We start from the raw sequence: 26136 nt of genomic DNA on the forward strand, positions 1-26136 counted from the left end.
CGTTTTTTAGGATAAATTTAATGATTAAAGAAAATCCGACTATTGCGATTATTGCTGGCGAGGTCTCTGGCGATATTCTTGGTGCCGGTCTCATTCAAGCGCTAAAACGTCACTATCCGCAAGCTAAATTTGTCGGAATTGGTGGTGAGCGAATGATTGCTCAAGGCTTTGAAAGTTTTTTTGATATGGAAGAGCTCTCTGTCATGGGGCTAGTAGAAGTTCTCAAACATTTGCCGCGATTGCTAAAAATTCGTCGCAGTATCATCGACCAACTCTCTGATATTAAACCTGATGTATTTATCGGTATTGATGCACCGGATTTTAATCTCACCGTTGAACTGAAATTAAAAGAAAAAGGGATTAAGACCATTCATTACGTGAGTCCATCTGTATGGGCTTGGCGTCAAAATCGTATTTATAAAATTGCCAAAGCGACCCATCAAGTATTAGCCTTTCTTCCTTTTGAAAAAGCCTTTTATGATCGTTTTAATGTGCCTTGCCGTTTTATTGGTCATACCATGGCAGATGCGATTCCATTAAAACCAAATAGAACGGAAGCTTGCCAGATCTTAGGTATTGATGAAAAAGGACGTTATCTTGCCATTTTAGTGGGGAGTCGGGGGAGCGAAGTTGGGTTTCTGACAGAGCCATTTCTAAAAACCGCTTTGTTATTAAAAGAAAAATATCCAGACCTGCAGTTTTTAGTCCCTTTAGTGAATGAAAAACGTCGCCAGCAATTTGAGGAAATAAAGGCTCAGATTGCACCTGATCTTGATATGCATCTCATTGATGGTAAAGCACGCCAAGTGATGATCGCTGCCGAAGCCACTTTACTCGCTTCAGGTACGGCTGCACTTGAAGCGATGTTGTGTAAATCGCCGATGGTGGTGGGCTATCGAATGAAACCTTTCACCTATTTCTTGGCAAAACGATTAGTTAAAACAAAATATATTTCATTGCCTAATTTATTAGCGGATGAAATGCTTGTGCCAGAAATGATTCAAGAAGATTGCGAACCGCAAAAATTAGCAGAACAACTTTCTCAATATTTGGGCGATGATGAAAGTGCGGTCAAATCTCGCAGTGTTTTAATTCAACGCTTTACTGAATTACACAAATTAATTCAATGTGATGCAGACAGTCAAGCCGCACAAGCAGTGATTGATTTATTGGAGCAAAAACATGACTGATTTTGTTTATCCTGAAGGTTATCAATTATTTGCAGGAGTGGATGAAGTAGGACGAGGTCCCTTAGTGGGGGCAGTTGTCACGGCTGCAGTGATCTTAGATCCGAATAACCCGATTGCTGGTTTAGCAGATTCTAAAAAGCTCAGCGAGAAAAAACGTCTTGCACTTGCAGCAGAAATTAAAGAGAAGGCCTTAGCTTGGGCAATGGGACGAGCAGAGCCAGCTGAGATCGATGAACTAAATATTCTTCATGCCTCTATGTTAGCCATGGAGCGAGCCGTAAAAGCCTTAAAAATTCAACCGCACTTTGTGTTGGTAGATGGCAATCGTATTCCGCCTAACCTTGGTTTGCCAGCTCAAGTGGTAGTGAAAGGAGATTCACTTGTGGCTGAAATTAGTGCAGCCTCTATTTTGGCAAAAGTCGCACGGGATCAGGAAATGGAAGTATTAGATAAAAAGCATCCTGAATATGCTTTTGCTCAACATAAAGGGTATCCGACCAAATTACACTTAGAAAAATTAGCGGAACTGGGCCCTTTACCAGAGTATCGTCGAAGTTTTTCACCTGTGAAGAAAGCGCTAGGCATAGAAGACTAGCGAGCTTGAAGGTTTTAAGATTGAAGGATATAAAATGGACATTTATTGCCTTGTCTTTGATGACTATGAAACGTTAGATCTAATGGGGCCTGTTGAGTTTTTAACAAGAGTCCCTAATGTTAAGCTTCACTATGTATCCCAAGTCGGTGGATTAATTCGTAGTAAGCAAGGATTTTATATTGAAACAGAAAAGCTAGAACATTTATTACCTCATAGTGCGTTATGGGTTATTGGGGGGCAGGGAACGCGTCAGTTAGTAAACGATGAACAATTTATTAATCAGCTTGGTAAATGGATTGATGAGTCAGAGATTTGTCTCAGTGTTTGTACAGGTTCAGCATTATTGGCTTGTACGGGGCGATTAGATAGTTTAAAAGCGACTTCTAATAAAAAATCTTTTGAATGGGTAAAACAATGTCGTCCAGCTGTAAAATGGCAACCCATTGCAAGGTGGGTGAAAGAAGGGAAGTTTTACACTTCATCAGGTGTTTCTGCTGGTATGGATATGGCACTTGGGTTTATTGCTGATTACTATGGCAATGACTTGGCTCAAGACATTGCTAACCACACCGAATATCATTGGCAAAAAGATCCTTGTGTAGATAATTTTGCTCGACTCTATGGATATGAATAATAGTTTTAGATTAAACAAAAGAGCGGTCAAAATTGACCGCTCTTTTTATACCTCAGCGAGATTATTTATTTAATTTCGCTTTATAAGTTGGGTTCATTAAGTTTTCTACAGAAAGGATATCATCCAATTGTTCTGCTGTTAATAAACCTTTTTCTAATACAACTTCACGTACGCCTTTACCGGTTTGAGCACAGATTTTACCCACTAAGTCGCCATTATGGTGACCGATAAATGGATTCAAGTAAGTCACGATACCGATTGAGTTGAATACGTAGTTTTCACAAATTTCTTTGTTTACAGTAATACCGTCTACACATTTATCGCGTAAGTTCACGCAAGCATTGGTTAAGATGTCGATAGATTCAAACATTGCTTGACCAATCACTGGTTCCATTACGTTTAATTGTAATTGACCTGCTTCAGATGCGAAAGTAACGGTAGTATCGTTACCAATTACTTTAAAGCATACTTGGTTCACCACTTCTGGAATAACTGGGTTTACTTTTGCAGGCATGATAGAAGAACCTGCTTGTAATTCAGGTAAGTTAATTTCTTTAATACCTGCACGTGGACCAGAAGAGAGTAAACGTAAGTCGTTACATACTTTAGATAGTTTTACTGCGGTACGTTTTAATGCACCATGAACCATGACATAAGCACCACAGTCAGATGTTGCTTCGATTAAGTTTTCAGCGGGTACGCAAGGTAATCCAGTTACCTTGGCAAGGTGTTTTACTACTAATTCTGTATAACCTTGTGGTGTATTTAAACCAGTACCGATTGCGGTTGCACCAAGGTTGACTTCAAGGAGCAACTCAGCGGTACGTTTTAAGTTACGTACTTCTTCTTCAAGTAATACGGCAAAGGCTTTAAACTCTTGACCAACGGTCATAGGTACCGCATCTTGTAATTGGGTACGACCCATTTTTAAAATTTTAGCAAATTCTTTTGCTTTATTATCGAAACCATCATGTAAGTATTGGATTTTGTCGATAAGTTTCAAAATGCTGTTATATACTGCAATACGGAAACCGGTAGGATACGCATCGTTGGTAGATTGGCTAGCGTTCACGTGGTCCATTGGGTTAATAACATCATATTCACCTTTTTTATGACCAATTTTTTCAAGTGCGAGGTTAGCAACTACTTCGTTGGTATTCATATTAACAGAAGTACCCGCACCACCTTGATATACATCAGATGGGAATTGATCTAAGCATTTCCCCGTGGTAAGAATTTCATCACAAGCCGCTACAATCGCTTTTGCAATATCACTTGGAATAGCACCTAATTCACCATTCGCTAGGGCAGTTGCTTTTTTTACCATTACCATGCCGCGAACAAATTCTGGTACATCAGAAATGGTTACATTAGAAATATTGAAGTTTTCAACCGCTCTTAAGGTATGGATACCCCAGTATGCATCAGCTGGCACATCGCGTTCACCTAATAAATCCACTTCTTTTCTGTATTGAGTCATTTTAATCACCTTTCCTGGTTGTTAATTAATTTGAGTTAATTATAGGAATTTAAATAGAAAATAAATTTGACGTGGATCACATTTCAAATAAGACGTATAAGAGATATTTTTATTTCTGGCATAAATTTTTTTAGGGTGAAATTTTTTTATTTATCCCCTTGAAACCGAAAAAGTTATCCCCACATTTAAAACACTTTATTTTAATAAGAAGGAAATTAATCATGAATATTCGTCCTTTACACGATCGTGTAATCATTAAACGTGAAGAAGTAGAAACTCGTTCAGCTGGCGGTATCGTATTAACCGGTTCAGCGGCGACTAAATCAACCCGTGCGAAAGTATTGGCAGTGGGTAAAGGTCGTATTTTAGAAAATGGTACCGTTCAACCTTTAGATGTAAAAGTTGGCGATACAGTCATTTTCAATGATGGTTATGGCGTGAAAAGTGAAAAAATCGATGGTGAAGAAGTGTTAATCATTTCTGAAAACGATATTTTGGCGATTGTGGAATAATTTAAATTAAGGAAAAAAGAAAATGGCAGCAAAAGACGTAAAATTTGGTAACGATGCACGCATAAAAATGCTTAAAGGCGTGAATGTATTAGCAGATGCAGTAAAAGTGACCCTTGGCCCTAAAGGTCGTAATGTCATTTTAGATAAATCATTTGGCGCACCAACTATCACTAAAGATGGTGTGTCTGTCGCACGTGAAATTGAATTAGAAGATAAATTTGAAAACATGGGTGCACAAATGGTGAAAGAGGTTGCCTCTAAAGCCAATGATGCAGCAGGTGATGGTACAACGACCGCAACAGTTCTAGCTCAAGCTATCGTAAATGAAGGCTTAAAAGCGGTAGCTGCAGGCATGAACCCAATGGATTTAAAACGTGGTATCGATAAAGCGGTAAGTGCGGTTGTTTCTGAGCTTAAAAATTTATCTAAACCTTGCGAAACCTCTAAAGAAATTGAGCAAGTAGGGACAATTTCGGCTAACTCTGACAGCATTGTGGGTCAATTAATTGCTCAAGCAATGGAAAAAGTAGGTAAAGAAGGCGTGATTACCGTAGAAGATGGTACAGGTCTTGATGATGAATTAGCTGTTGTGGAAGGGATGCAATTCGATCGTGGTTACTTATCACCTTATTTCATCAACAAACCAGAAACAGCAACCGTTGAATTAGATAACCCATACATTCTTTTAGTGGATAAAAAAGTATCAAATATCCGTGAATTACTTCCAGTATTAGAAGGTGTCGCAAAAGCGGGCAAACCATTATTAATTATTGCTGAAGACATTGAAGGTGAAGCGCTTGCAACCTTAGTTGTGAATACCATGCGCGGTATCGTGAAAGTGGCAGCAGTGAAAGCACCTGGTTTTGGTGATCGTCGTAAAGCAATGTTACAAGATATTGCGATCTTAACTGCTGGTACCGTGATTTCTGAAGAAATCGGTATGGAACTTGAAAAAGCGACATTAGAAGATTTAGGTCAAGCAAAACGTGTTGTCATCAACAAAGATAATACCACGATTATCGATGGTGTGGGTGATGAAGCGCAAATAAAAGGTCGCGTAGCGCAAATTCGTCAACAAATCGAAGAATCAACTTCTGATTATGACAAAGAAAAACTTCAAGAGCGCGTGGCTAAACTTGCCGGCGGTGTCGCTGTAATCAAAGTTGGTGCAGCAACTGAAGTTGAAATGAAAGAGAAAAAAGATCGTGTGGATGATGCATTACACGCAACTCGTGCAGCAGTTGAAGAAGGTATCGTTGCTGGTGGTGGTGTTGCATTAGTTCGTGCTGCAACCAAAGTAGCGGCAACCTTAAAAGGTGATAACGAAGAACAAGATGTAGGTATCAAACTTGCATTACGTGCAATGGAAGCGCCACTTCGTCAAATCGTCACTAACGCAGGTGAAGAAGCATCTGTTGTGGCAAGTGCGGTTAAAAATGGCGAAGGTAACTTTGGTTATAACGCAGGTACTGAACAGTATGGCGACATGATCGAAATGGGTATTCTAGATCCAACTAAAGTCACTCGTTCTGCATTACAATTCGCGGCTTCTGTAGCAGGCTTAATGATTACCACAGAATGTATGGTGACCGACCTTCCAAAAGATGATAAAGCCGATTTAGGTGCTGCCGGCATGGGCGGTATGGGAGGCATGGGCGGAATGATGTAATTCCCCTTTGCAAAAGAAAGTGCGATCGTTTTTCTTTATAGAAATGCGATCGCATTTTTATTTGTGTGGTGCTACACTTTAGTGGTTTTCGATGATTTTATAGGTATAACAATGACAATTTCCCAAACTGAACTTAATCAACAACTCAAATCTGCCGGTATTGGTATTAATGCAACTGAATTACATGGCTTTTTGAGCGGCTTAATTTGTGGTGGACTGAAAGATCAAAGCTGGTTACCGCTTTTATATCAATTCAGTAACGATAACCACGCCTATCCAACCGCATTAATTCAGCCGATTACCGAAATCTATGAACAGATTGGTAAAACCTTAGGGGATGTAGAAGGATTTGATTTTGAATTAGGCTTAACCGAAGATGAGAGCGTGTTTGCACGTGCAGACAGTCTATCAGACTGGGCAAACCAATTTTTACTGGGTTTAGGGCTTGTTCAGACTGAATTGGGTAAAGAAAAAGGCGAAATTGGCGAAGCGGTAGATGATTTACAAGATATTTGTCAGCTTGGTTATGAAGAAGATGATGATGAAGAAGAGCTTGCCGAAGCCTTAGAAGAAATTATTGAATATGTTCGCACCATTGCCATGCTGTTTTACACCCATTTCAACGATGATGCACAAGAAATAAAACCGATATTACATTAAAAGGAACGAAACATGGATCTCGCATACATGGCGGCATTACCGCAAGAAGAATTTACAGAACGTCGTCAAAAAGTATTCGCACAAATGCAGCCAAATTCTGCTTTATTGCTATTTTCCGAAATTGAGAAACGTCGTAATAACGACTGCGATTTTCCTTTCCGTCAAGACAGTTACTTTTGGTATTTAACGGGATTTAATGAGCCAAATGCAGCGTTGTTATTGATTAAAACGGAAGATGCAGAAAAGGCAATGATATTTCTTCGTCCGCGAGATCCTTTGCTTGAAACCTGGAATGGTCGCCGATTAGGCGTTGAGCGCGCACCGCAAAAACTCAATGTCGATGAAGCCTATTCTATCGATGATTTTAAAACAGAATTTCCAAAATTAACGGAAAAATTGACCGCACTTTATCATGTGGCCGATCGTCATCCTTGGGGTGATAAATTATTAGCCGAAAGTGCGGTGAAATTTTATGCTGTTTTTGATTGGCAGCCGATGTTAAGTGAAATGCGCTTAATTAAATCTCCAAACGAAATTCGCTTAATGCAACAAGCGGGACAGATTACGGCATTTGGGCATATTAAGGCGATGCAAGTGACTCGCCCAAATCGTTTTGAATATGAAATAGAAAGCGAAATTCTGCATGAATTTAATCGTCATGGAGCAAGATTCCCGTCTTACAATTCCATTATTGCCGGGGGCGATAATGCCTGTATCTTGCACTACACTGAAAATGATCAACCTTTGAAAGATGGCGATCTTGTGTTAATTGATGCTGGTTGTGAATTTGCTATGTATGCAGGTGATATCACACGTACATTCCCGGTGAACGGTAAATTTACTCAGCCACAACGTGAGATTTATGAATTAGTTTTAAAAGCACAAAAACGTGCGATTGAGCTATTAGTGCCTGGTAATTCAATTAAACTGGCAAATGATGAAGTGATCCGTATTAAAACTCAAGGCTTGGTGGATTTAGGCATTCTGAAAGGGGATGTCGATAAGCTGATTGAAGAAAAAGCTTATCGTCAATTTTATATGCATGGTTTAGGCCATTGGCTTGGCTTGGATGTGCACGATGTTGGCCGTTATGATGATGAACGTAGCCGTACACTTGAAGTAGGGATGATCATCACAGTTGAGCCAGGTATTTATATTTCAGAAGAGGCGGATGTGCCTGCTCAATATAAAGGCATTGGCGTGCGTATCGAGGATAACTTGCTCATGACAGAATATGGCAATAAAAATCTGACCGCGGCGGCACCAAAAGAAATCGATGACATTGAAAATTTAATGAAAAATTGAGAAGAATTCTCAAAAATGTGATCTAGTGCAAGTTTTTTGTCCAGTTAAGCTGCTAATATACTGTCAGATAAAAAAGACCAATCAAATCAGTAAGGAGTCGATTATGTACAAACACGTTTTAGTTGCGGTAGATCTTTCTGATGAAAGTGAATTTCTACTCAAAAAAGCTGTGGGAATTGCAAAACGTAATGATGCGCAACTTTCCATCATCCATGTAGATGTAAACTTCTCGGATCTCTATACTGGTTTAATTGATGTCAATATGTCATCTATGCAAGATAGAATCTCGAGCGAAACCCAAAAAGCGCTAATTAATTTAGCGGAACATGCGGGTTATCCAATAAAAGAAAAATTGAGCGGTAGCGGTGATTTAGGTCAAGTTTTGACAGACGCTATTGATCAGTATGATGTAGATCTATTAGTGACAGGTCATCACCAAGATTTCTGGAGTAAATTAATGTCTTCAACACGTCAAGTGATGAATACGATTAAAATTGATATGTTGGTTGTGCCACTTCGCGACGAATAGTGATCAAAAATTATTTTTAGCCCTATTAAAATAACGTAAATTTTAACCGCACTTCTCAATTAATGCAGTAGAGTGCGGTTTTCTTTTTTAAGATCAGTGAAAAAGCCTTTTTCTCTAGGTCAAAATATGCAAGAATAGTGAGCTTTTTTATAAATCGTGATCGAGATAGAGACACAAGGTTTTATCAATGAAAACAACAGCAGAAATTAGACAGTCATTCCTTGATTTTTTCCATAGCAAGGGGCATCAGGTCGTCGCAAGTAGTTCGCTTGTGCCTGAAAATGATCCGACATTGCTTTTCACTAATGCCGGTATGAACCAATTTAAAGACGTGTTCCTTGGTATGGACAAACGTCCTTACACACGTGCGACAACAGCACAACGTTGTGTACGCGCAGGTGGTAAGCATAATGACTTAGAAAACGTCGGTTATACGGCGCGTCACCATACTTTCTTTGAAATGCTAGGCAACTTCAGCTTTGGCGACTATTTCAAACATGATGCGATTAATTTTGCGTGGGAGTTCTTAACCTCTCCACAATGGCTCGGGTTACCAAAAGAAAAATTATGGGTAACCGTGTATGAAACTGATAATGAAGCTTATGATATTTGGCATAAAGAAGTTGGTGTGCCAGCAGAGCGTATTATTCGTATCGGTGATAACAAAGGTGCGCCTTATGCATCAGATAACTTCTGGGCAATGGGTGATACCGGTCCTTGTGGCCCATGTACCGAAATTTTCTACGATCACGGTGAGCACATTTGGGGGGGACCTCCAGGTTCACCTGAAGAAGATGGTGACCGTTATATCGAAATTTGGAACGTGGTATTCATGCAATTTAACCGTCAAGCAGACGGCACAATGGAAAAATTACCACGTCCATCTGTTGATACTGGGATGGGGTTAGAGCGTATTTCTGCTGTATTACAGCACGTAAACTCTAACTATGAGATCGATATTTTCCAAAAATTAATTGCGAAAACAGCTGAAATCGTCGGAACAACAGATTTAACCAATAAATCATTACGCGTAATTGCAGACCACATTCGTTCTTGTGCCTATTTAATTGCAGATGGCGTAATTCCATCAAACGAAGGTCGCGGTTATGTATTACGTCGTATTATCCGTCGAGCGGTACGTCATGGTCACTTGTTAGGTGCTAAAGAAGCATTCTTCTACAAACTTGTGCCAACCTTAATTGAAGTCATGGCGGAAGCCGGCAAAGAAGTTAAGGAAAAACAAGCGAATGTCGAAAAATTACTTCGTTTAGAAGAAGAACAATTTGCTCGTACATTAGAGCGCGGATTAAGCTTATTAGATGATGCGCTAGCTCAAGTGAAAGATGGTGTGTTATCAGGTGAAGTAGCCTTTAAACTTTATGATACTTATGGCTTCCCACTTGATTTAACAGCGGATGTATGTCGCGAGCGTGATATTGCAATTGATGAAGCAGGTTTTGAGCGTGAAATGGAAGCACAACGCTTACGCGCACAATCTGCAAGCCAATTCGGCATGGATTACAACAATGTTATTCGTGTAGAAGGCGAAACAAAATTTGAAGGTTATACTGAATCAGAATCTTTAGCCAAAGTGACCGCACTTTTCCATGATGGCAAATCAGTAGAGAGTATTACTGCCGGCCAAAGTGCCGTGGTGATTTTAGAAAATACTCCATTCTATGCGGAATCAGGTGGTCAAATTGGTGACAGTGGTTATTTAACCTCTCAAGGTATTCAGTTTAATGTAAAAGATACTCAAAAATATGGTCAAGTATTTGGTCATATTGGTGAGTTAGAGCAAGGTACTTTAAAAGTCGGACAAACAGTCAATGCGGTTGTAGATGCAGCAAGACGTCATCAAACGTCACTTAACCATTCAGCTACACACTTATTACATGCCGCATTGCGTCAAGTTTTAGGTCACCATGTAGTGCAAAAAGGATCGTTAGTATCTGATACCGCATTACGTTTTGACTTTGCTCATCCGGAAGCGATTACCAAAGCACAGCTTAATGAAATTGAAACGTTGGTGAACCAAAAAGTGCGTGAGAATTTTGTAGTTCAAACGGACATAATGGATATCGAAGCGGCAAAAGCGAAAGGTGCAATGGCGTTATTCGGTGAAAAATATGCTGATGTGGTACGCGTTTTAACAATGGGAGATTTCTCCGTTGAACTTTGTGGTGGCATTCATGCTAAACGTACCGGTGATATCGGTTTATTTAAAATTGTGGCGGAAACTGCAGTTGCAGCAGGTGTTCGTCGTATTGAAGCGGTAACGGGTGAAAATGCAATTAATTGGTTACATAACCAACAACGTATTCTCACTCAAAGTGCAGATTTGTTTAAATCTGACGTTAATACCCTTGTTGAGAAAATTCAGCAACTTCAAGATAAAGCGAAGAAAGCAGAAAAAGAATTACAAGGATTAAAAGAAAAAGCCGCAATGCAAGCGGGTTCCGATTTAGTGAAAAGTGCGGTTAAAATTAATGATGTTTCTGTAATCGTACATCAACTAGACGGAATTGAAACTAAATCGTTACGTGTGATGGTTGATGATTTAAAAAATCAACTTGGTTCAGGCGTAATTGTATTTGCATCTATTTTAGATGATAAAGTCAACCTCGTCGTTGGCGTAACAAGCGATTTAACTACTAAAGTGAAGGCTGGTGAGCTAGTGAATTTAATGGCTCAGCAAGTTGGTGGGAAAGGCGGTGGTCGCCCTGATATGGCAATGGCAGGAGGCTCCCAACCAGAAAATGTGAATCTAGCATTAACTGTCGCACAAAACTGGTTAAGCAATAATCTGTAGTACAAGCAGGTCGGTGGGATGCCGATCTTTACTTGATTGATAGGGATATCTAATAAATGCAAACTAAGGAGATAAAAGATGTTAATCTTAACTCGAAAAGTTGGCGAAAGTGTTCTCATTGGAGACGATATTTCTATCTCGGTTTTGAGTGTACGTGGAAACCAAGTCAAACTCGGTGTGCAAGCGCCTAAAGAAGTATCCGTTCACCGAGAGGAAATTTACCAACGAATTCTGCAGTCAAAAGATGAACATATAGATGGGGCATCTTAGACCAACGAGTTTTATGAATGTTTTACATTCTATTTATAATTTAATTAACGTTTTTCAAAAAATTAAACCCATTGGTTTGCAAGATTTTAAAATAACGGAAATTTGAGTTATAAAGGTAGAGAAGGAACTTTTCCAACTTAAATCTATCAAAATTTAATAAATAATGACCGCACTTTTAGTATAGAAGTGTGGTCATTCCATATTAAAACAAAAAGGAAAATCAATGAAAGCAATTATTCCCGTAGCCGGTCTAGGCACCCGTATGTTGCCAGCAACAAAAGCGATTCCAAAAGAAATGTTGACACTTGTGGATAAACCACTGATTCAATATGTTGTGAATGAATGTGTCGCAGCTGGTATCAAAGAAATCGTGTTAGTCACACATTCTTCTAAAAATGCGATTGAAAACCACTTTGATACGTCTTTTGAGTTGGAAACCATGCTTGAGAAACGTGTTAAACGTCAACTTTTAGAAGAGGTTCGTTCTATTTGTCCTAAAGATGTAACCATCATGCACGTTCGTCAAGGCAATGCGAAAGGTTTAGGTCATGCTGTGCTATGTGGTCGTTCTGTCGTTGGAAACGAGCCGTTTGCAGTGGTGTTACCTGATGTGCTTTTAGCAGATTTTACGGCAAATCAAAAGAAAGAAAATCTTTCAGCAATGATTAAACGTTTTAAAGAAACACAAGCAAGCCAAATTATGGTAGCGCCTGTTGCCGCGGATGAAGTGAGTAGCTATGGTATCGCGGATTGTGGTGGCGTAGAGTTAAAAGGCGGTGATAGTGTTAAAATTAACAGCATTGTTGAAAAACCATCTGTGGAAGAGGCACCATCAAATCTTGCTGTTGTTGGCCGTTATGTGTTCTCTGCTGAAATTTGGGATTTATTAGAAAGAACACCTGTTGGCGTGGGCGATGAAATCCAATTAACGGATGCAATCGATATGCTTATTGAGAAAGAGACTGTTGAAGCATTCCATATGACAGGCAGAAGCTTTGACTGTGGTGACAAGATTGGCTATATGGAAGCTTTTGTAGAATATGGTCTTCGTCATGATAAATTAGGTAAAGAGTTTAAAGCTTTCCTAAAAGATCTTGCAAAAACCTTATAATTGAGTGAAACCACCGAAAGGTGGTTTTTATTTATATATTTGGATTACACAATATAAAAGATAAAAAAGAAGGCATCGTGGTGATGCCTTCTTCTTTTTCTATGAAACGAAATCTTAGTTATTTTTCGCTAATAAAGTGCGGTAGATAATACCACCTAAAATACCACCGATAATCGGCGCAACCCAGAATAACCATAATTGGTCGATTGCCCAAGAACCTTGGAATACCGCAACTGCAGTACTACGAGCCGGGTTTACAGAGGTATTTGATACAGGAATGCTGATTAAGTGGATTAACGTTAAGCCTAAACCAATTGCAATTGGCGCAAAACCTGCAGCTGCATTTTTATGCGTTGAACCCATGATGATTAATAAGAAGAATGCAGTCAATAATACTTCTGCTACGAATACCGCTTCTAAAGAATAACCTTCAGGAGAGTGTTCGCCGTAGCCATTAGATGCGAAACCGGAAGTCACGTCAAAGCCCGCTTTACCTGATGCGATAAGATAAAGTGCAGCACCCGCTACTAAGCCACCAACCACTTGAGAAACGATGTATGGAAGAGCATCTTTCGCAGAGAAACGACCGCCTGCCACTAAACCAAGTGTTACAGCTGGGTTAAAGTGACCACCAGAAATGTGACCTACAGCATAAGCCATGGTTAATACGGTTAAACCAAACGCAAATGCAACGCCCACATAACCAATACCTAGGTTGACAGAAGCGGCAAAGATTGCACTACCACAACCACCAAACACTAACCAAAATGTGCCGAAGAATTCAGCAAAAAGTTTTTTTGACATAATAGACCTCATATTAAACATGTCATTATCTTCAAATAACAATAATGTATTGCGAATGCAACAGGCATTTAGTCAAAAGTAATGGTTTTTAGTTCTGCAAATTATTGTAAATGTTTGTAAGTGAATGTAAGGGAAATAGCATGCTATACTTTTAGCCGTCTAGATTGTCATTTTGCTTATTTTTCATTAAAATACGGATAAATTATCAGGTTATTTAAGGTGCATTATGGCAAACTGGGATGGCAAATATATTAGCCCTTATGCAGAGCATGGCAAAAAGAGCGAGCAAGTCAAAAAAATTACAGTGTCTATTCCAATTAAAGTATTGGAAATTTTGACGAACGAGCGTACGCGTCGTCAGCTGAAAAGTTTGCGCCATGCAACAAATAGTGAATTGCTTTGTGAGGCGTTCTTACATGCTTTTACTGGTCAGCCATTACCGACTGATGCGGATTTAATGAAAGAACGCCATGATGAGATTCCTGAAAATGCCAAAGAAATCATGCGTGATTTAGGCATCGATCCTGAAAGCTGGGAATATTAATTTTATCCTTTTAATCCTTCCAAAATACTGCATTCAGGGCAATCATTGCCCTGACAAGCGTTATGCCATTGTTCCAATTCCTCTACCATTTTTTGCAAGTGATGAATTTGCTCATTCAATGTTTTTATATGTTGTGTCGTGAGTGCTTTCACTTCCCGACTACTACGATTGGGATTATCCTGTAATTGCAAAAGTTGGTGGATTTGTTGGAGTGAAAACCCAACATCTCGAGAGTGACGAATAAAACGTAGTCGTTCTAAATCCTTTTCTTCATAATGGCGATAACCAGAAAGGCTTCGCTGTGCAGGCTTTAATAGGCCTGACTTCTCATAATCCCGAATTTGTTTACTTGATAAACCCACTAATTTTGCTACTTCACTAATGTTCATAAAAAATCCTTGACCTTAACCTTATGTTAAGGTTTATAGTAAACTCAATTTCAATCTATATCAATAATTAAGGAGTAAATATGAAATCAATTACATTACATGTAACAGGGATGACTTGTGGTGGTTGTGTGAAAAGCGTTACAAGAGTGTTGGAAGAGCTTAATGGCGTAGAAAAAGCTGTTGTAACACTTGATGACGGTAAAGCGGTGATTACCTTTGATGAAAGTGCGGTTAGTATTGCACAATTAATTGAAACAATTGAAGAGGCAGGTTTTGATGCAACAGAATAAAAAAATAGCCATTCAAATCGAGGGGATGACCTGCCAATCCTGTGCTAATCGGATTGAGAAAGTATTGAATCGAAATGATTTTGTCTCTGACGCGGGTGTGAATTTTGCGGCAGAGGAAGCGCACGTAGTATTTGATTCATCTCAGGCTTCAGAACAAGATATTTTGACAATTATTCAAAAAGCGGGATTTAATGGCATTCTAAAGCAAAATGTGCTGCCTAGCGCACCTAATGAAACGAAGATTAGTCCGCGTTTATGGTTGCTTTTGTTCATTAACATTCCTTTTTTAATCGGAATGATCGGGATGATGTTTAATCATCATTCTTGGATGATGCCACCAATGTGGCAATTTGTTCTTGCGAGCATTGTGCAACTTTGGTTAGCCATTCCTTTTTATAAAGGTGCGATTGGTAGTATTAGAGGTGGTTTGGCCAATATGGATGTACTGGTGAGTACTGGTACGTTGGCGATTTATCTCTATTCGGTCTTTATGCTTTTTTATCATCAGTCAATGGGACATGATGGCGCATCTCATGTCTATTTTGAAGCATCGGTGATGGTAATTGGTTTTGTCAGCCTAGGGAAATTTCTTGAGGAAAGAACGAAGAAACAAAGCTTAAATAGTTTAGGACTATTGTTACAACTCACCCCAAAACAAGTGAGTGTTCAACGTGAAAATCGTTGGGAAACGATTCCTCTCGATCAAGTAAAAATAGGCGATATTTTAAGGGCTAATCAAGGTGAACGTATTGCAGCTGATGGCGTAGTTGAACAGGGGAGTGGTTGGTGCGATGAGAGTCATTTAACCGGTGAATCTCAACCATTAGAAAAAATGTCTCAAAGTCCTGTGCTTGCGGGGGCTATGGTGACACAAGGTAGCCTTATTTATCGAGCCAATCAACTCGGTCAGCAAACTCTATTGGGCGATATGATGAAAGCGCTCTCTGAGGCGCAGGGTACAAAAGCACCGATTGCTCGTTTTGCTGATAAAGTCGCTGCAGTATTTGTACCTGCCGTGTTATTAATTTCTGCGATAACATTTGGATTAACCTGGTGGATAAAAGGTGATTGGGTTACTGCCTTAATTCATTCGGTTGCTGTGTTAGTTATTGCTTGTCCTTGTGCGTTAGGGCTTGCCACACCTGCTGCCATAATGGTGGGAATGGGCAAAGCAGTCAATGCAGGGATTTGGTTTAAAGATGCGGCATCCATGGAAGAGGCGGCGCATGTGGATACGGTGGTATTAGACAAAACAGGAACGTTAACTCAAGGAGAGCTCAAAATAGCAGAGGTTTGGCAGCCACAAAGTGCGGTCTATTCTGAGGAAGATTTATATCGTATTGCAGCTTCCGTTGAGCAAAATGCCAATCATCCTTTAGCTAAAGCAATAGTCCTGACGGCTCAGGAAAAATCACTTGAAATTCCGACCGCACTTTCAGTTCATTCCGAAGTGGGGCAGGGTATTTCTGCTCATATTGATGGAATAGGTTTGGTTAAAGTCGGTAAGCCGGCTTATTGTGAATTAACCTTACCAGATAATATGCCTCAAATTTGGCAAATTGCGAGTATTGTTGCGGTATCTGTAGATGGCAACCCAATCGGTGCATTTGCATTAGCAGACAGTCTGAAAGAGGATAGTTTGCAAGCGGTTCAGCGTTTACATCAACATAATATTGATGTGGTGATAATGAGTGGCGATCAGCAATCTGTCGTTGATTATGTTGCCCAACAAGTCGGTGTGAAAACTGCGAAAGGTAATTGTAGTCCACGTGACAAAGCTGCCTACATTGAGACATTACGTCAGCAAGGTAAAGTGGTAGCAATGGTTGGTGATGGTGTAAATGATGCACCAGCGTTAGCGATGGCTAATGTAAGCTTTGCGATGAAATCCGGGTCTGATGTTGCAGAGCAAACCGCATCGGCGACACTTATGCAGCATTCAGTCGATCAGTTAGTTGATGGATTAATGATTTCCCGAGCAACATTAAAGAATATCAAACAAAATTTATTCTTTGCCTTGATTTATAATGTGCTAGGTATTCCACTTGCGGCATTAGGCTACTTAAGTCCTGTTTTGGCAGGGGCAGCCATGGCAATGAGTTCGCTTTCTGTGTTATCCAATGCATTGCGATTAAAACGAGTGAAAATTAAATAAGAAAAAGGCGATATGAAAATATCGCCTTTTATTTTTGAATTAATGTTGTTTCCATAATGGAAGTTGAATCGTGACGGCAAGTCCGCCTAAATTGCTGGATTCAGCCCATACTTTTCCATTGTGCTCATTTACAACATTATAGACAATCGTTAAACCTAATCCTGTTCCGCCAGTGGCTCGAGTTCTAGTTTCATCGACTCGATAGAATGGCTTAAAGATTTTATCAAACTCTTCTGGTGGTAGGCCTAAGCCATTATCATCTACTCGAATTTGTAGGCAATTATCATCCTGCTCATTTTTATGTAAATCAATGGTTAAGAAAATACGATCTTTCGTATATTTCAGTGCATTTCGAATAATATTTTCAATCGCACTGGTAAGCAAGCTTAGGTTGCCGTAAATCATATGTTTTTCAGGATGTAAAATAGAAATATTGACATCGCAGGCGATCTTGCGCTGCTCAGCTTCAAATAAGGCATCTTTGATCACATCATCCCAAAGCTGATTAATAGGAAATAAATTATGCTCCATTTGAGAATGCATTTGTTGGCGAGAAATGAGTAACAACTCGCTGATCATTTTATCCATTCGTTGTATTTCTTTCTCAATGCGTTTAACTGGTTCAATATCCCCTGTTTGATGACGAACCAGAGCAGTGGAAAGTTGCAAACGCGTCAACGGTGTTTTTAATTCATGAGAAATAGATGAAAGTAGATTGTGTTGGTTTGAAATCAGATTATCAATCGCAATCGACATCTTGTTAAAGCTTTGTCCTACTTCTCGTAATTCTGCTGGACCATGATTCACTAATTCATTATCAACCTTAAAGTTTCCTAACGCCACGCTATTAGCCGCCTTTTGTAAATTGGTAATTGGTTTGACGATAGTATGAGTAAACCACCAAAGTAAAGGGGTTGTAATAATTAAGGTCAAGAGCAATAAGACCCAAGGGTGGTCAAGCATATATCGTAAAATTTCTTGTTGACCATTTGCTCTAGACACAAAGAATAATTCGGAGGCTTGGTCGGAATCACCAATATAGACTTTAAAGGGGCCTGCAATTTGAATATCTTTAAAGGTTTTACGTTGTGGTTGGGCAAAGTTACTTGACTCTTGGGCGAACTGAGCAATATGCATTCTTTCTTCGCCTAAAGCACCAAAAATTTCTTTTTCCGGCGTCATGATGACAGGACGAGCAGAGTCAAATTTATCGGTTGGAAGCACTGGTACGCCAGCGAGGATACCGGTGATTCTATTGTTACGAATGGATTCAACGAGTTTCTTTTGATAGCTCGATATTTCGTTTTGATTCAAGTCAGAATATAAGCGGCTATCAAAATAAGGGAGTGCGACCAAAAGTGCGGTCATGGCAAAGAATGCCAACCAAAAAACAGTAAATGTGCGTATCGTGAGCTGATTTAAGCTGAATTTCTTGATAAGCATTATTCACAAACCAACAAGTAACCACGACCACGTAGCGTTTTCAGCCATGGTAAGCCATTGTCTCTTTCTGGGAGTTTTTTGCGCAAATTTGACATATGCATATCAATCGAGCGATCAAAAGGAGAAAGGTGTTTGCCAAGTACATTCATGCTTAATTCTTCGCGAGAGACAATTTGTCCAGGGCGAAGTACCAGTTTATGAAGTAGAGCAAATTCAGAGCCGGTTAGACCAAGATCTTGACCGTTATAAGAAGCTTGTTGAAGACCAGAATGAAGCACTAAACCACAGAATTCTAATGTATTTTCTTCTGATGAAAGTGCGGTCGAATTTTGTGTATTTTCTTTTTCTGCTGGTGTAGCACGACGTAAAATGGCTTTAATACGAGCAACCAGTTCACGATCGTTAAATGGTTTTGGTAAATAGTCATCGGCGCCGAGTTCTAACCCAAGAACACGATCGATCTCTTCACCACGTGCGGTAAGCATCATCACAGGGACATTTGATGTTTGGCGAATTTTCTTGAGTGTTTCAATGCCGTTTAATACAGGCATCATGATATCTAATAAAACTAACTGGTGGCTTGCATTTAGCTTGTCTAACGCTTCTTGACCATTATTGGCAACTTCAACTTCAAAACCAGTCAGTCGTAAAACTTCAGCAAGTAAATCTGTTAGTTCAATATCATCATCAACTAATAGAATCTTTGACATTTTCATTCCCTTGTAATACAACGAACCTGCTTGATATGGCAAGCAGGTGTTATTTTTTTATGATTACCAGAATTTCCACCAGCTTTTCTTATCTGCGTTTTCAGGTGTGCTGATAATAGTATTATTTTCGTCTTGTTTTGCCACTTCAGGTAATGGCTTATCTAATTCTGCACTGCTTACTAAGCCGTTTTGATCGAATTTCACCGTAAACGTGTGTTGTTCAGGTTTTTGGTAAGAGTGTTGTTGTAAGAAGACGTAATACCAAGTTAGGTTACTATAAGGATCGATTAAAACTGGTGTGCCAAGCAGATATTGTACTTGTTGTGCGGTCATGCCTGGTTTAACTTGCGCCACAGTCGCTGCTTCTAAATAGTTACCTTGTGGAACATCAATACGATAGACGACTTTTTGCACTGTTGAACAAGAAGTTAAACTTAATGCTAAAACAACTGCACCTAAAAATGTTCTTAATTGCATATTTTTTACCTTTTACTGCAAAGTTATGTCGAATGATACCGAAACTTTATGATCTTGCCAAATTAATTATCGCATTTTAATGCTTTTTGAAGTTGATCTTTCAGATTTGGTGGTATCCCTTTGATTGTTAAAGTATCTGTGAGTGGATCCCATTCAATACGGTTATTCAATAAATCCGCATCAAAACTTAATGTCACACCTTTACCAGAACCCGAAAATTTCGTTAATGTTTTTAAGGCTGAACGTACTGGTGGAATGGTTTCCTCCAAGCCGTAATCTTGCTCTTCTGTAAAGGTGACAAAAGGGCGTTCGTTTAGAGTCGGCAAATTCGCTGAAAGTTCAGTTAAGGCAATTTCATCGCCGTTTGCTAATTGACCTTTACAGTATTCAAATACCTGTTTTTTCACTGCTTGAGTTTGTTCTTTGTTCAATTCACCTTGTTCACAGTAGTCACTGACTGCTTGTAATAGGCATTGGTTTTGAACTTGTGGATTTAAACCTTCTTCTGCACCTAAGAAATCCATAAAGAAGTCACTAATTTTACGGCCAACACGACCTTTAATGAAGGTGAGATAACGGTTTGAGTTTGCGTTTATTTGTAAATCCGTTAAGTTGATACGTGCCGCAATATCAAATTGTGTAATATCTAAGTATTCCGTACGGCGAATTTCAAGATTTTCGTCAACTAACATGCTGATACGACTATCTAATAGTGCGATAAATAGGTAATCCGTCGCTAAAAAGTTATATTGGCATAGGATAAGCGTACCGCTGTCTGCAAAATTATATTTACCTAGCTCTTGCGCTAATAATTTTGTGGATTGTTGGCTGAAATTTAAAAAGTTGATTTCATTTTCTAATAAACGATTCAGATCTTGTGCAAAAATGGAATTCTCTTGGAAGACACCAAATGCTTTGCCTTTATTTTGATAACCTTGATGTAATTGCAACATCATTTGTTCGACTTCCGGCGTAATGGTCAGAAGTTCATCACGCAACACGCTTTCCATGGTAGTGGTTTCATTTTCAGTGTGCTTAACTAATTGATGTAGCACGATTTGATTAACCGTAATGCTCATAAATTTTTCCTTCGTAAAATTTACCTTAAATTATAACCGCACTTTTTAAGCAAGAAAAAAGAAATTATTCAGATTGGGCAAATTATCGGGTATGATATGAAAAGTTTTTTTGTATTTAGAACAGGCTTAAACATTCCAAATGGCTCAACATTCAAAGTATTCCGATGGGCAAGTTAATGCCATCATTAACGATATGATTAGCGTGCTTGAAACTCACAAAGCACCCGTTGATCTTTCTCTTATCGCTTTAGGTAATATGGCTAGTAATTTATTAACCACTAGCGTGCCAGCCGCACAGCGTGAAGCTTTAGCTCAAGCCTTTGCCAACTCTTTAATGAATTCGGTAAAAATAAAATAAAATGTTTTGGTTTAAAAAGAGCAAATTCAACGGACGTGAATACCGTGAAGAAACCTCACGAAAAATTTCGTGGGGACATTGGTTTGCTTTTTTTAACATTATCATCGCCATTCTTATTGGTAGTCGTTACGCCTTTCTCATTGACTGGCCAGACACCTTACTCGGCAAAATTTATTTCTTTATTAGCTTATTAGGCCATTTCAGTTTTTGTGTTTTTGCCCTGTATTTGCTGGTTATTTTTCCGCTGAGCTTTATCATCAAAAATCACCGCACTTTCCGTGGACTAACGGTAATTATTGCCACGATTTGCACCACTTTATTGCTGTTTGATACAGAAGTGTTTAATCGCTTCAATATCCACCTTTCTTCTATCGTTTGGAATTTATTAGTGAATCCTGAAAAGGGCGATCTTTCACGAGATTGGCAAATTTTCTTTGCACCGATGCCGATTATTTTGCTAATCCAAATGCTTTTCTCCCGTTGGAGTTGGGAAAAATTACGTAGCTTAGAACGTCAAAAATGGCTGAAGAAAGTCGGATTAGTGCTGACATCTACTTTTGTTGCAACACATTTAATTTACGCTTGGGCGGATGCATTTTTATATCGTCCGATTACCATGCAACGCTCAAATTTCCCACTTTCTTATCCAATGACTGCTCGAACCTTTTTGGAAAAACAAGGATTTATTAATGCGGAAACATACTCTCAGCGCTTAGAGCAAGAAGGGCGTTTAGATGCATTAAAAATTGATTATCCGAAAAAAGACCTGCAGTTTGAGCAAGTTGAGAACAAACCAAATATCCTCGTGATTACCGTTTCAGGCTTACGTTATGATGCGCTGACTAGTGAGAAAATGCCTAAATTGTTTGAGTTTGCCACAAGTTCAACTCAATTTACGAATCATTACAGTAGTGGTAATACGAACAATGCAGGCTTAGTAGGCTTATTCTATGGACTGAATGCAAATTATACGGACAGTATTTTGAGTAATCACACACCGTCGGTATTAATTAAAAAGCTACAAGATGAGAAATATCAATTTGTCGCTTATTCGTCTACGGCATTTAAAGATAGCTTATTTAAACAAGCCTTATTCCGTAATGTAAAATTGCCTAAAGTGAAAGCCTCTTCGCCAAAAGAAGCGAGAAATGGTGTTTTATCACTCTTAAAAAATGATAAGCCTTGGTTTGCTTATGTGGATTTAGATATTACGGATAAAACAGAAGAAAATTACACCAAATCGCTTGCAGATATAGACCAACAGATTGATGAAACCTTAGCATCAGTTTCTTTAGAAAATACGATTGTCATTATTACTGCAGAACATGGAACAACGTTTAATAAGCTAGATGAAAAAGAGCAAGAAAACTATTTTGGTCGTGATGAAATCCAAGTGCCGTTTATTGTTTACTGGAAAGATTTACCGGTGCAAGAAGTCTCTAAATTAACGAGCCATACTGATTTATTACCAGCATTGATGTCATCAATCTTTAAAGTGAAAAATCCTGTTTCAGATTATGCACAAGGCCGTAATTTATTTGAGCTTAATGGCGATCCTTGGGTGTTGGCATCGAATTTCCGTTGGAATGTCATTATTCAGCCCGATGGCACACAGTATCACATTGATCGCAAAGGAAACTATAAGAAATTTGACCGCACTTATACGGAGCAATCTTCTAGCCGCCCACCACTTGGGTTGTTCTTGGAAGTTTTCAAACAAGAGCGTTCTTTTATCAATAAATAGATAGCTTTTTTGCGCTTAAAATCTTATACTTTGCATTCAGTTGAAAGACTGAAAAGATGTTATTAATTAAAATCTGCGAATTTTTCATAACATTGCAAACAATTCACAATAGATCAGATCCTTATTGGGTTTGCTTTTCAATTAATACACTTCTCGTCTCTCTTTTCCTTTCTTTTTTGGCGGAGTTATTATGAGAAATCACGTTCGTAGCTTTAAAACGTTTATTCGAGACGAAATTATTAAAAAAGGTGGCTGGGTTAATGCCCATGCTCACGCAGATCGTGCTTTTACAATGACACCCGAAAAAATTGGCATTTATCACAATAGTAATCTTCAACAAAAATGGGATTTAGTGGACGAAGTTAAACGTACATCAAGTGTTGATGATTATTACGCCCGTTTCTGTCAATCGATTGAGCTGATGATTTCCCAAGGGGTGACGGCATTTGGTACTTTTGTAGATATTGACCCGATTTGTGAAGACCGAGCCATCATTGCTGCGCACAAAGCTCGCGAAGTCTATAAACATGACATTATTTTGAAATTTGCAAATCAGACCTTAAAAGGGGTGATTGAGCCAGAAGCACGCAAATGGTTTGATATTGGTTCGGATATGGTGGATATGATTGGAGGCTTGCCTTATCGCGATGAGCTTGATTATGGGCGCGGCCTTGAAGCAATGGATATTTTACTTGATGCGGCTAAATCTCGCGGCATTATGTGTCATGTACACGTGGACCAATTTAACTCTCCGAAAGAAAAAGAAACCGAACAGCTGTGTGATAAAACCATTGAACATGGTATGGAAGGGAGAGTAGTGGCAATCCATGGTATTTCCATTGGTGCACATAGCAAAGAATACCGCTATAAGCTTTATGAAAAAATGCGTCAGGCAAAAATGATGATGATTGCTTGCCCAATGGCCTGGATTGATAGTAACCGAAAAGAAGATTTGATGCCCTTCCATAATGCGTTGACACCGGCAGATGAAATGATTCCGGAAGGAATTACAGTCGCGTTAGGTACGGATAATATCTGTGATTATATGGTGCCACTTTGTGAAGGGGATTTATGGCAAGAACTAAGCTTGCTGGCTGCGGGCTGTCGTTTCCCTCATCTTGATGCAATGGTTGATATTGCCAGTATCAATGGACGCAAAGTGTTAGGTTTAGAGCCGATTTAATCTAAAAATTTAATGAAAGTGCGGTCATAAAATGAAACGTTTTGTGGCCGTTTTTATTTATAAGATAAAACAGAACTAATGCTAATTTGACTGATTTAAAAAAGGGTTTTAAGAAAAGTGGTGGGCGATACCGGTCTCGAACCAGTGACCCCCTCCTTGTAAGGGAGGTGCTCTCCCAACTGAGCTAATCGCCCGATGCACCTGAAAAGGTATTCGGATTTATTTAAACACTAAAATTAAGTGGTGGGCGATACCGGTCTCGAACCAGTGACCCCCTCCTTGTAAGGGAGGTGCTCTCCCAACTGAGCTAATCGCCCACATAAGAAAAGCGTTTAAATAATGGGAAAGTTTGAGCGGAAAGAACACTTTAGAAAAGTGGTGGGCGATACCGGTCTCGAACCAGTGACCCCCTCCTTGTAAGGGAGGTGCTCTCCCAACTGAGCTAATCGCCCGCTTGGTCAAACTTTTACAACACTAAAGCCAACTTTGGAAAAAGTGGTGGGCGATACCGGTCTCGAACCAGTGACCCCCTCCTTGTAAGGGAGGTGCTCTCCCAACTGAGCTAATCGCCCTTAATGTTGTGGATTGGCATTATAAGTATAATGAGATTTCAGTCAATATATTTTTATGAAAAAGCGTCTAGTTGTTGCAAAAATAGGCATAAAATCAGATTTTTTATTTAGAACTCACGCAAGTCGTAGTAAAATAAAGGTAATTTTTGTAAATGAATAGGTTATTAAGAAAATGAAAATTGATCCTCCTTTTGAATTAGATCCGAATGTAAAAGTACGTACGCGTTTTGCCCCAAGCCCGACAGGTTATTTGCACGTAGGCGGCGCACGTACAGCCCTTTATTCTTGGTTATTTGCAAAACATAACAACGGTGAGTTTGTACTACGTATTGAAGATACCGATTTAGAGCGTTCTACACCGGAAGCAACGGCGGCAATCATTGAAGGGATGGAGTGGTTAAACCTTGCTTGGGAACATGGTCCTTATTATCAAACCAAACGCTTTGATCGTTACAATCAAGTGATTGATGAAATGATTGAGCAAGGCTTGGCTTATCGTTGCTATTGCTCTAAAGAGCGTTTAGATGAACTACGCCATACACAAGAGCAAAACAAAGAAAAACCACGTTATGACCGTCATTGTTTACATGATCACAATCATGCAGCCGATGAGCCACACGTAGTACGTTTTAAAAACCCAACAGAAGGTTCAGTCGTGTTTGATGATGCGGTGCGTGGTCGTATTGAAATCAGCAATAGCGAATTAGATGATTTAATTATTCGTCGTACCGACGGTTCACCAACCTATAACTTCTGTGTAGTGGTGGATGACTGGGATATGGGTATTACTCACGTTGTACGTGGTGAAGACCACATTAACAACACCCCTCGTCAAATTAATATCTTAAAAGCGTTAGGCGCACCAATTCCGGTATATGCACACGTTTCTATGATTAATGGTGATGATGGCCAAAAACTCTCAAAACGTCATGGTGCGGTAAGTGTGATGCAATATCGTGATGACGGTTATTTACCAGAAGCCTTAATCAACTATCTTGTTCGTTTAGGTTGGGGTCATGGTGACCAAGAGATCTTTACGCGTGAAGAAATGATTAAATACTTCGAATTAGATCATGTGAGTAAATCAGCAAGTGCATTTAACACAGAAAAATTATTGTGGTTAAATCACCATTACATCCGTGAATTACCTCCTGAATATGTGGCAAAACACCTTGCATGGCACTATAAAGATCAAGGTATTGATACATCAAATGGTCCAGCATTAACTGAAATCGTGGCGATGCTTGCAGAACGTTGCAAAACCTTAAAAGAAATGGCATCAGCAAGTCGTTATTTCTTCGAAGAGTTTGAAAGTTTTGATGAAGCTGCGGTGAAGAAACACTTTAAAGCAGCGGCGATTGAACCACTTGAAAAAGTGAAAGAAAAATTGACCGCACTTTCTAGCTGGGATTTACATTCTACTCATGAAGCGATTGAACAAACCGCTGCTGAATTAGAAGTAGGGATGGGTAAAGTTGGGATGCCATTACGTGTGGCTGTAACTGGTTCTGGTCAATCACCTTCGATGGACGTGACATTAGTGGGTATCGGCCGTGAACGTGTGTTAGCACGTATCCAACGTGCCATTGATTTTATTAAATCTCAAAACGCTTAATATTTA

General features: G+C 39.3%; 25 protein-coding genes and 4 tRNA genes. 18 read left to right on the forward strand and 11 right to left on the reverse strand.

The annotated features are described in order from the left end of the window. Positions 1 to 20 precede the first annotated feature (20 nt). From lpxB to INP95_RS04645, 3 genes are read left to right on the forward strand one after another with little or no spacing between them, the layout of a single operon-like run. A complete protein-coding gene (gene lpxB / locus INP95_RS04635) occupies positions 21 to 1190 on the forward strand; it encodes a lipid-A-disaccharide synthase (RefSeq protein WP_197561007.1) in 1170 nt (389 codons plus the stop codon). Beyond that, positions 1183 to 1785: a ribonuclease HII gene (rnhB, locus tag INP95_RS04640; RefSeq protein WP_197561008.1), complete on the forward strand. Its 603-nt coding sequence runs from the start codon at positions 1183 to 1185 to the stop codon at positions 1783 to 1785. The genes lpxB and rnhB overlap by 8 nt, the downstream gene beginning before the upstream one ends. 34 nt (positions 1786 to 1819) lie before the next feature. Beyond that, a complete protein-coding gene (locus INP95_RS04645) occupies positions 1820 to 2419 on the forward strand; it encodes a DJ-1/PfpI family protein (RefSeq protein ID WP_049368928.1) in 600 nt (199 codons plus the stop codon). 61 nt (positions 2420 to 2480) lie between these two features. On the opposite strand, the gene aspA is transcribed toward INP95_RS04645, so the two are convergent. Beyond that, positions 2481 to 3899: an aspartate ammonia-lyase gene (gene aspA, locus INP95_RS04650; protein ID WP_049368929.1), complete on the reverse strand. Its 1419-nt coding sequence runs from the start codon at positions 3897 to 3899 to the stop codon at positions 2481 to 2483. A 221-nt stretch (positions 3900 to 4120) separates the two neighbouring features. Between aspA and INP95_RS04655 the strand changes: the two genes are divergently transcribed. The 8 genes from INP95_RS04655 to galU all read left to right on the forward strand — a co-directional run bounded on the left by INP95_RS04655 (position 4121) and on the right by galU (position 12767). Beyond that, positions 4121 to 4411 carry a co-chaperone GroES gene (locus tag INP95_RS04655; RefSeq protein ID WP_005629492.1) on the forward strand — a complete coding sequence of 97 codons (291 nt, stop codon included), beginning with the start codon at positions 4121 to 4123 and terminating at the stop codon, positions 4409 to 4411. Between the two features lie 22 nt (positions 4412 to 4433). After that, entirely contained in the window at positions 4434 to 6080 is a 1647-nt protein-coding gene (gene groL / locus INP95_RS04660) for a chaperonin GroEL (protein ID WP_197561009.1), read from the forward strand. Between the two features lie 111 nt (positions 6081 to 6191). Then, on the forward strand, positions 6192 to 6740 hold the full coding sequence (locus INP95_RS04665) for a YecA/YgfB family protein (RefSeq protein ID WP_049368931.1): 549 nt from the start codon (positions 6192 to 6194) through the stop codon (positions 6738 to 6740). 12 nt (positions 6741 to 6752) lie between these two features. Then, positions 6753 to 8045 carry a Xaa-Pro aminopeptidase gene (gene pepP, locus INP95_RS04670; protein ID WP_049368932.1) on the forward strand — a complete coding sequence of 431 codons (1293 nt, stop codon included), beginning with the start codon at positions 6753 to 6755 and terminating at the stop codon, positions 8043 to 8045. 103 nt (positions 8046 to 8148) lie between these two features. Further along, the gene (uspA, locus tag INP95_RS04675) at positions 8149 to 8574 is read left to right on the forward strand and encodes a universal stress protein UspA (RefSeq protein WP_005698692.1); all 426 of its coding nucleotides are present in this window, start codon (positions 8149 to 8151) and stop codon (positions 8572 to 8574) included. Between the two features lie 187 nt (positions 8575 to 8761). Then, complete coding sequence (gene alaS / locus INP95_RS04680) at positions 8762 to 11386, forward strand: alanine--tRNA ligase (RefSeq protein ID WP_197561010.1); 2625 nt, start codon at positions 8762 to 8764, stop codon at positions 11384 to 11386. 78 nt (positions 11387 to 11464) lie between these two features. Continuing rightward, positions 11465 to 11656: a carbon storage regulator CsrA gene (gene csrA / locus INP95_RS04685; protein ID WP_070591591.1), complete on the forward strand. Its 192-nt coding sequence runs from the start codon at positions 11465 to 11467 to the stop codon at positions 11654 to 11656. A 223-nt stretch (positions 11657 to 11879) separates the two neighbouring features. Beyond that, entirely contained in the window at positions 11880 to 12767 is an 888-nt protein-coding gene (gene galU, locus INP95_RS04690; protein ID WP_070591586.1) for a UTP--glucose-1-phosphate uridylyltransferase GalU, read from the forward strand. Positions 12768 to 12881: 114 nt separating this feature from the next. Here galU and aqpZ read toward each other — a convergent pair whose 3' ends face one another. Beyond that, positions 12882 to 13571, reverse strand: a complete 690-nt coding sequence (gene aqpZ / locus INP95_RS04695; protein WP_070591584.1) for an aquaporin Z — start codon at positions 13569 to 13571, stop codon at positions 12882 to 12884. Between the two features lie 226 nt (positions 13572 to 13797). Here aqpZ and metJ point away from each other — a divergent pair, with 226 nt between their 5' ends. Next, entirely contained in the window at positions 13798 to 14115 is a 318-nt protein-coding gene (gene metJ, locus INP95_RS04700) for a met regulon transcriptional regulator MetJ (RefSeq protein WP_005696757.1), read from the forward strand. A 2-nt stretch (positions 14116 to 14117) separates the two neighbouring features. Here metJ and cueR read toward each other — a convergent pair whose 3' ends face one another. Then, positions 14118 to 14504 (reverse strand): Cu(I)-responsive transcriptional regulator, encoded by a 387-nt coding sequence (gene cueR, locus INP95_RS04705; RefSeq protein WP_070591582.1) that lies wholly within the window; start codon positions 14502 to 14504, stop codon positions 14118 to 14120. A gap of 80 nt (positions 14505 to 14584) precedes the next feature. Here cueR and INP95_RS04710 point away from each other — a divergent pair, with 80 nt between their 5' ends. Together INP95_RS04710 and INP95_RS04715 are read left to right on the forward strand one after the other, a co-directional pair. Then, complete coding sequence (locus tag INP95_RS04710; RefSeq protein WP_049356372.1) at positions 14585 to 14794, forward strand: heavy-metal-associated domain-containing protein; 210 nt, start codon at positions 14585 to 14587, stop codon at positions 14792 to 14794. Beyond that, the gene (locus INP95_RS04715; protein WP_070591580.1) at positions 14781 to 16949 is read left to right on the forward strand and encodes a heavy metal translocating P-type ATPase; all 2169 of its coding nucleotides are present in this window, start codon (positions 14781 to 14783) and stop codon (positions 16947 to 16949) included. Before INP95_RS04710 ends, INP95_RS04715 begins: the two co-directional genes overlap by 14 nt. A gap of 39 nt (positions 16950 to 16988) precedes the next feature. Here INP95_RS04715 and cpxA read toward each other — a convergent pair whose 3' ends face one another. The 4 genes from cpxA to yejK form a co-directional block, all read right to left on the reverse strand. Continuing rightward, positions 16989 to 18392 (reverse strand): envelope stress sensor histidine kinase CpxA, encoded by a 1404-nt coding sequence (gene cpxA, locus INP95_RS04720; RefSeq protein WP_070591579.1) that lies wholly within the window; start codon positions 18390 to 18392, stop codon positions 16989 to 16991. After that, positions 18392 to 19102: a response regulator gene (locus INP95_RS04725; RefSeq protein ID WP_049365682.1), complete on the reverse strand. Its 711-nt coding sequence runs from the start codon at positions 19100 to 19102 to the stop codon at positions 18392 to 18394. The genes cpxA and INP95_RS04725 overlap by 1 nt, the downstream gene beginning before the upstream one ends. Before the next feature lie 63 nt (positions 19103 to 19165). After that, positions 19166 to 19579 carry an outer membrane protein assembly factor BamE gene (gene bamE, locus INP95_RS04730; RefSeq protein WP_197561011.1) on the reverse strand — a complete coding sequence of 138 codons (414 nt, stop codon included), beginning with the start codon at positions 19577 to 19579 and terminating at the stop codon, positions 19166 to 19168. A gap of 62 nt (positions 19580 to 19641) precedes the next feature. Further along, positions 19642 to 20658 carry a nucleoid-associated protein YejK gene (yejK, locus tag INP95_RS04735; RefSeq protein ID WP_197561012.1) on the reverse strand — a complete coding sequence of 339 codons (1017 nt, stop codon included), beginning with the start codon at positions 20656 to 20658 and terminating at the stop codon, positions 19642 to 19644. A 139-nt stretch (positions 20659 to 20797) separates the two neighbouring features. Here yejK and INP95_RS04740 point away from each other — a divergent pair, with 139 nt between their 5' ends. The 3 genes from INP95_RS04740 (at position 20798) to INP95_RS04750 (ending at position 23943) form a co-directional block, all read left to right on the forward strand. After that, positions 20798 to 21016, forward strand: a complete 219-nt coding sequence (locus INP95_RS04740) for a YejL family protein (protein WP_005698664.1) — start codon at positions 20798 to 20800, stop codon at positions 21014 to 21016. Between the two features lies 1 nt (position 21017). After that, the gene (locus INP95_RS04745; protein ID WP_197561013.1) at positions 21018 to 22760 is read left to right on the forward strand and encodes a DUF3413 domain-containing protein; all 1743 of its coding nucleotides are present in this window, start codon (positions 21018 to 21020) and stop codon (positions 22758 to 22760) included. Positions 22761 to 22950: 190 nt separating this feature from the next. Next, positions 22951 to 23943 (forward strand): amidohydrolase family protein, encoded by a 993-nt coding sequence (locus INP95_RS04750; protein WP_070591571.1) that lies wholly within the window; start codon positions 22951 to 22953, stop codon positions 23941 to 23943. A 118-nt stretch (positions 23944 to 24061) separates the two neighbouring features. On the opposite strand, the gene INP95_RS04755 is transcribed toward INP95_RS04750, so the two are convergent. The 4 genes from INP95_RS04755 to INP95_RS04770 form a co-directional block, all read right to left on the reverse strand. After that, positions 24062 to 24137 (reverse strand) — tRNA-Val (locus INP95_RS04755). 47 nt (positions 24138 to 24184) lie between these two features. After that, positions 24185 to 24260 (reverse strand) — tRNA-Val (locus tag INP95_RS04760). Positions 24261 to 24319: 59 nt separating this feature from the next. Further along, a tRNA-Val gene (locus tag INP95_RS04765) sits at positions 24320 to 24395 on the reverse strand. 44 nt (positions 24396 to 24439) lie between these two features. After that, positions 24440 to 24515: transfer RNA gene (locus INP95_RS04770), tRNA-Val, on the reverse strand. A gap of 172 nt (positions 24516 to 24687) precedes the next feature. Here INP95_RS04770 and gltX point away from each other — a divergent pair. Then, complete coding sequence (gene gltX / locus INP95_RS04775) at positions 24688 to 26130, forward strand: glutamate--tRNA ligase (protein ID WP_197561014.1); 1443 nt, start codon at positions 24688 to 24690, stop codon at positions 26128 to 26130. Positions 26131 to 26136 lie beyond the last annotated feature (6 nt).

The organism is Haemophilus parainfluenzae (genome assembly GCF_014931375.1).
In the GTDB taxonomy this organism is placed as follows: Bacteria; Pseudomonadota; Gammaproteobacteria; order Enterobacterales; family Pasteurellaceae; genus Haemophilus_D.

Excerpts from the sequence above, each read along its gene's own strand:
- lpxB (WP_197561007.1), top strand. The coding sequence starts at position 21 with ATGATTAAAGAAAATCCGACTATTGCGATTATTGCTGGCGAGGTCTCT.
- gltX (WP_197561014.1), top strand. The coding sequence starts at position 24,688 with ATGAAAATTGATCCTCCTTTTGAATTAGATCCGAATGTAAAAGTACGT.
- INP95_RS04655 (WP_005629492.1), top strand. The coding sequence starts at position 4,121 with ATGAATATTCGTCCTTTACACGATCGTGTAATCATTAAACGTGAAGAA.
- uspA (WP_005698692.1), top strand. The coding sequence starts at position 8,149 with ATGTACAAACACGTTTTAGTTGCGGTAGATCTTTCTGATGAAAGTGAA.
- INP95_RS04665 (WP_049368931.1), top strand. The coding sequence starts at position 6,192 with ATGACAATTTCCCAAACTGAACTTAATCAACAACTCAAATCTGCCGGT.
- INP95_RS04740 (WP_005698664.1), top strand. The coding sequence starts at position 20,798 with ATGGCTCAACATTCAAAGTATTCCGATGGGCAAGTTAATGCCATCATT.
- yejK (WP_197561012.1), bottom strand. The coding sequence starts at position 20,658 with ATGAGCATTACGGTTAATCAAATCGTGCTACATCAATTAGTTAAGCAC.
- cueR (WP_070591582.1), bottom strand. The coding sequence starts at position 14,504 with ATGAACATTAGTGAAGTAGCAAAATTAGTGGGTTTATCAAGTAAACAA.
- groL (WP_197561009.1), top strand. The coding sequence starts at position 4,434 with ATGGCAGCAAAAGACGTAAAATTTGGTAACGATGCACGCATAAAAATG.
- INP95_RS04750 (WP_070591571.1), top strand. The coding sequence starts at position 22,951 with ATGAGAAATCACGTTCGTAGCTTTAAAACGTTTATTCGAGACGAAATT.
- aqpZ (WP_070591584.1), bottom strand. The coding sequence starts at position 13,571 with ATGTCAAAAAAACTTTTTGCTGAATTCTTCGGCACATTTTGGTTAGTG.
- rnhB (WP_197561008.1), top strand. The coding sequence starts at position 1,183 with ATGACTGATTTTGTTTATCCTGAAGGTTATCAATTATTTGCAGGAGTG.
- INP95_RS04725 (WP_049365682.1), bottom strand. The coding sequence starts at position 19,102 with ATGTCAAAGATTCTATTAGTTGATGATGATATTGAACTAACAGATTTA.
- INP95_RS04715 (WP_070591580.1), top strand. The coding sequence starts at position 14,781 with ATGCAACAGAATAAAAAAATAGCCATTCAAATCGAGGGGATGACCTGC.
- csrA (WP_070591591.1), top strand. The coding sequence starts at position 11,465 with ATGTTAATCTTAACTCGAAAAGTTGGCGAAAGTGTTCTCATTGGAGAC.
- INP95_RS04745 (WP_197561013.1), top strand. The coding sequence starts at position 21,018 with ATGTTTTGGTTTAAAAAGAGCAAATTCAACGGACGTGAATACCGTGAA.
- alaS (WP_197561010.1), top strand. The coding sequence starts at position 8,762 with ATGAAAACAACAGCAGAAATTAGACAGTCATTCCTTGATTTTTTCCAT.
- aspA (WP_049368929.1), bottom strand. The coding sequence starts at position 3,899 with ATGACTCAATACAGAAAAGAAGTGGATTTATTAGGTGAACGCGATGTG.
- INP95_RS04645 (WP_049368928.1), top strand. The coding sequence starts at position 1,820 with ATGGACATTTATTGCCTTGTCTTTGATGACTATGAAACGTTAGATCTA.
- bamE (WP_197561011.1), bottom strand. The coding sequence starts at position 19,579 with ATGCAATTAAGAACATTTTTAGGTGCAGTTGTTTTAGCATTAAGTTTA.
- cpxA (WP_070591579.1), bottom strand. The coding sequence starts at position 18,392 with ATGCTTATCAAGAAATTCAGCTTAAATCAGCTCACGATACGCACATTT.
- INP95_RS04710 (WP_049356372.1), top strand. The coding sequence starts at position 14,585 with ATGAAATCAATTACATTACATGTAACAGGGATGACTTGTGGTGGTTGT.
- metJ (WP_005696757.1), top strand. The coding sequence starts at position 13,798 with ATGGCAAACTGGGATGGCAAATATATTAGCCCTTATGCAGAGCATGGC.
- pepP (WP_049368932.1), top strand. The coding sequence starts at position 6,753 with ATGGATCTCGCATACATGGCGGCATTACCGCAAGAAGAATTTACAGAA.
- galU (WP_070591586.1), top strand. The coding sequence starts at position 11,880 with ATGAAAGCAATTATTCCCGTAGCCGGTCTAGGCACCCGTATGTTGCCA.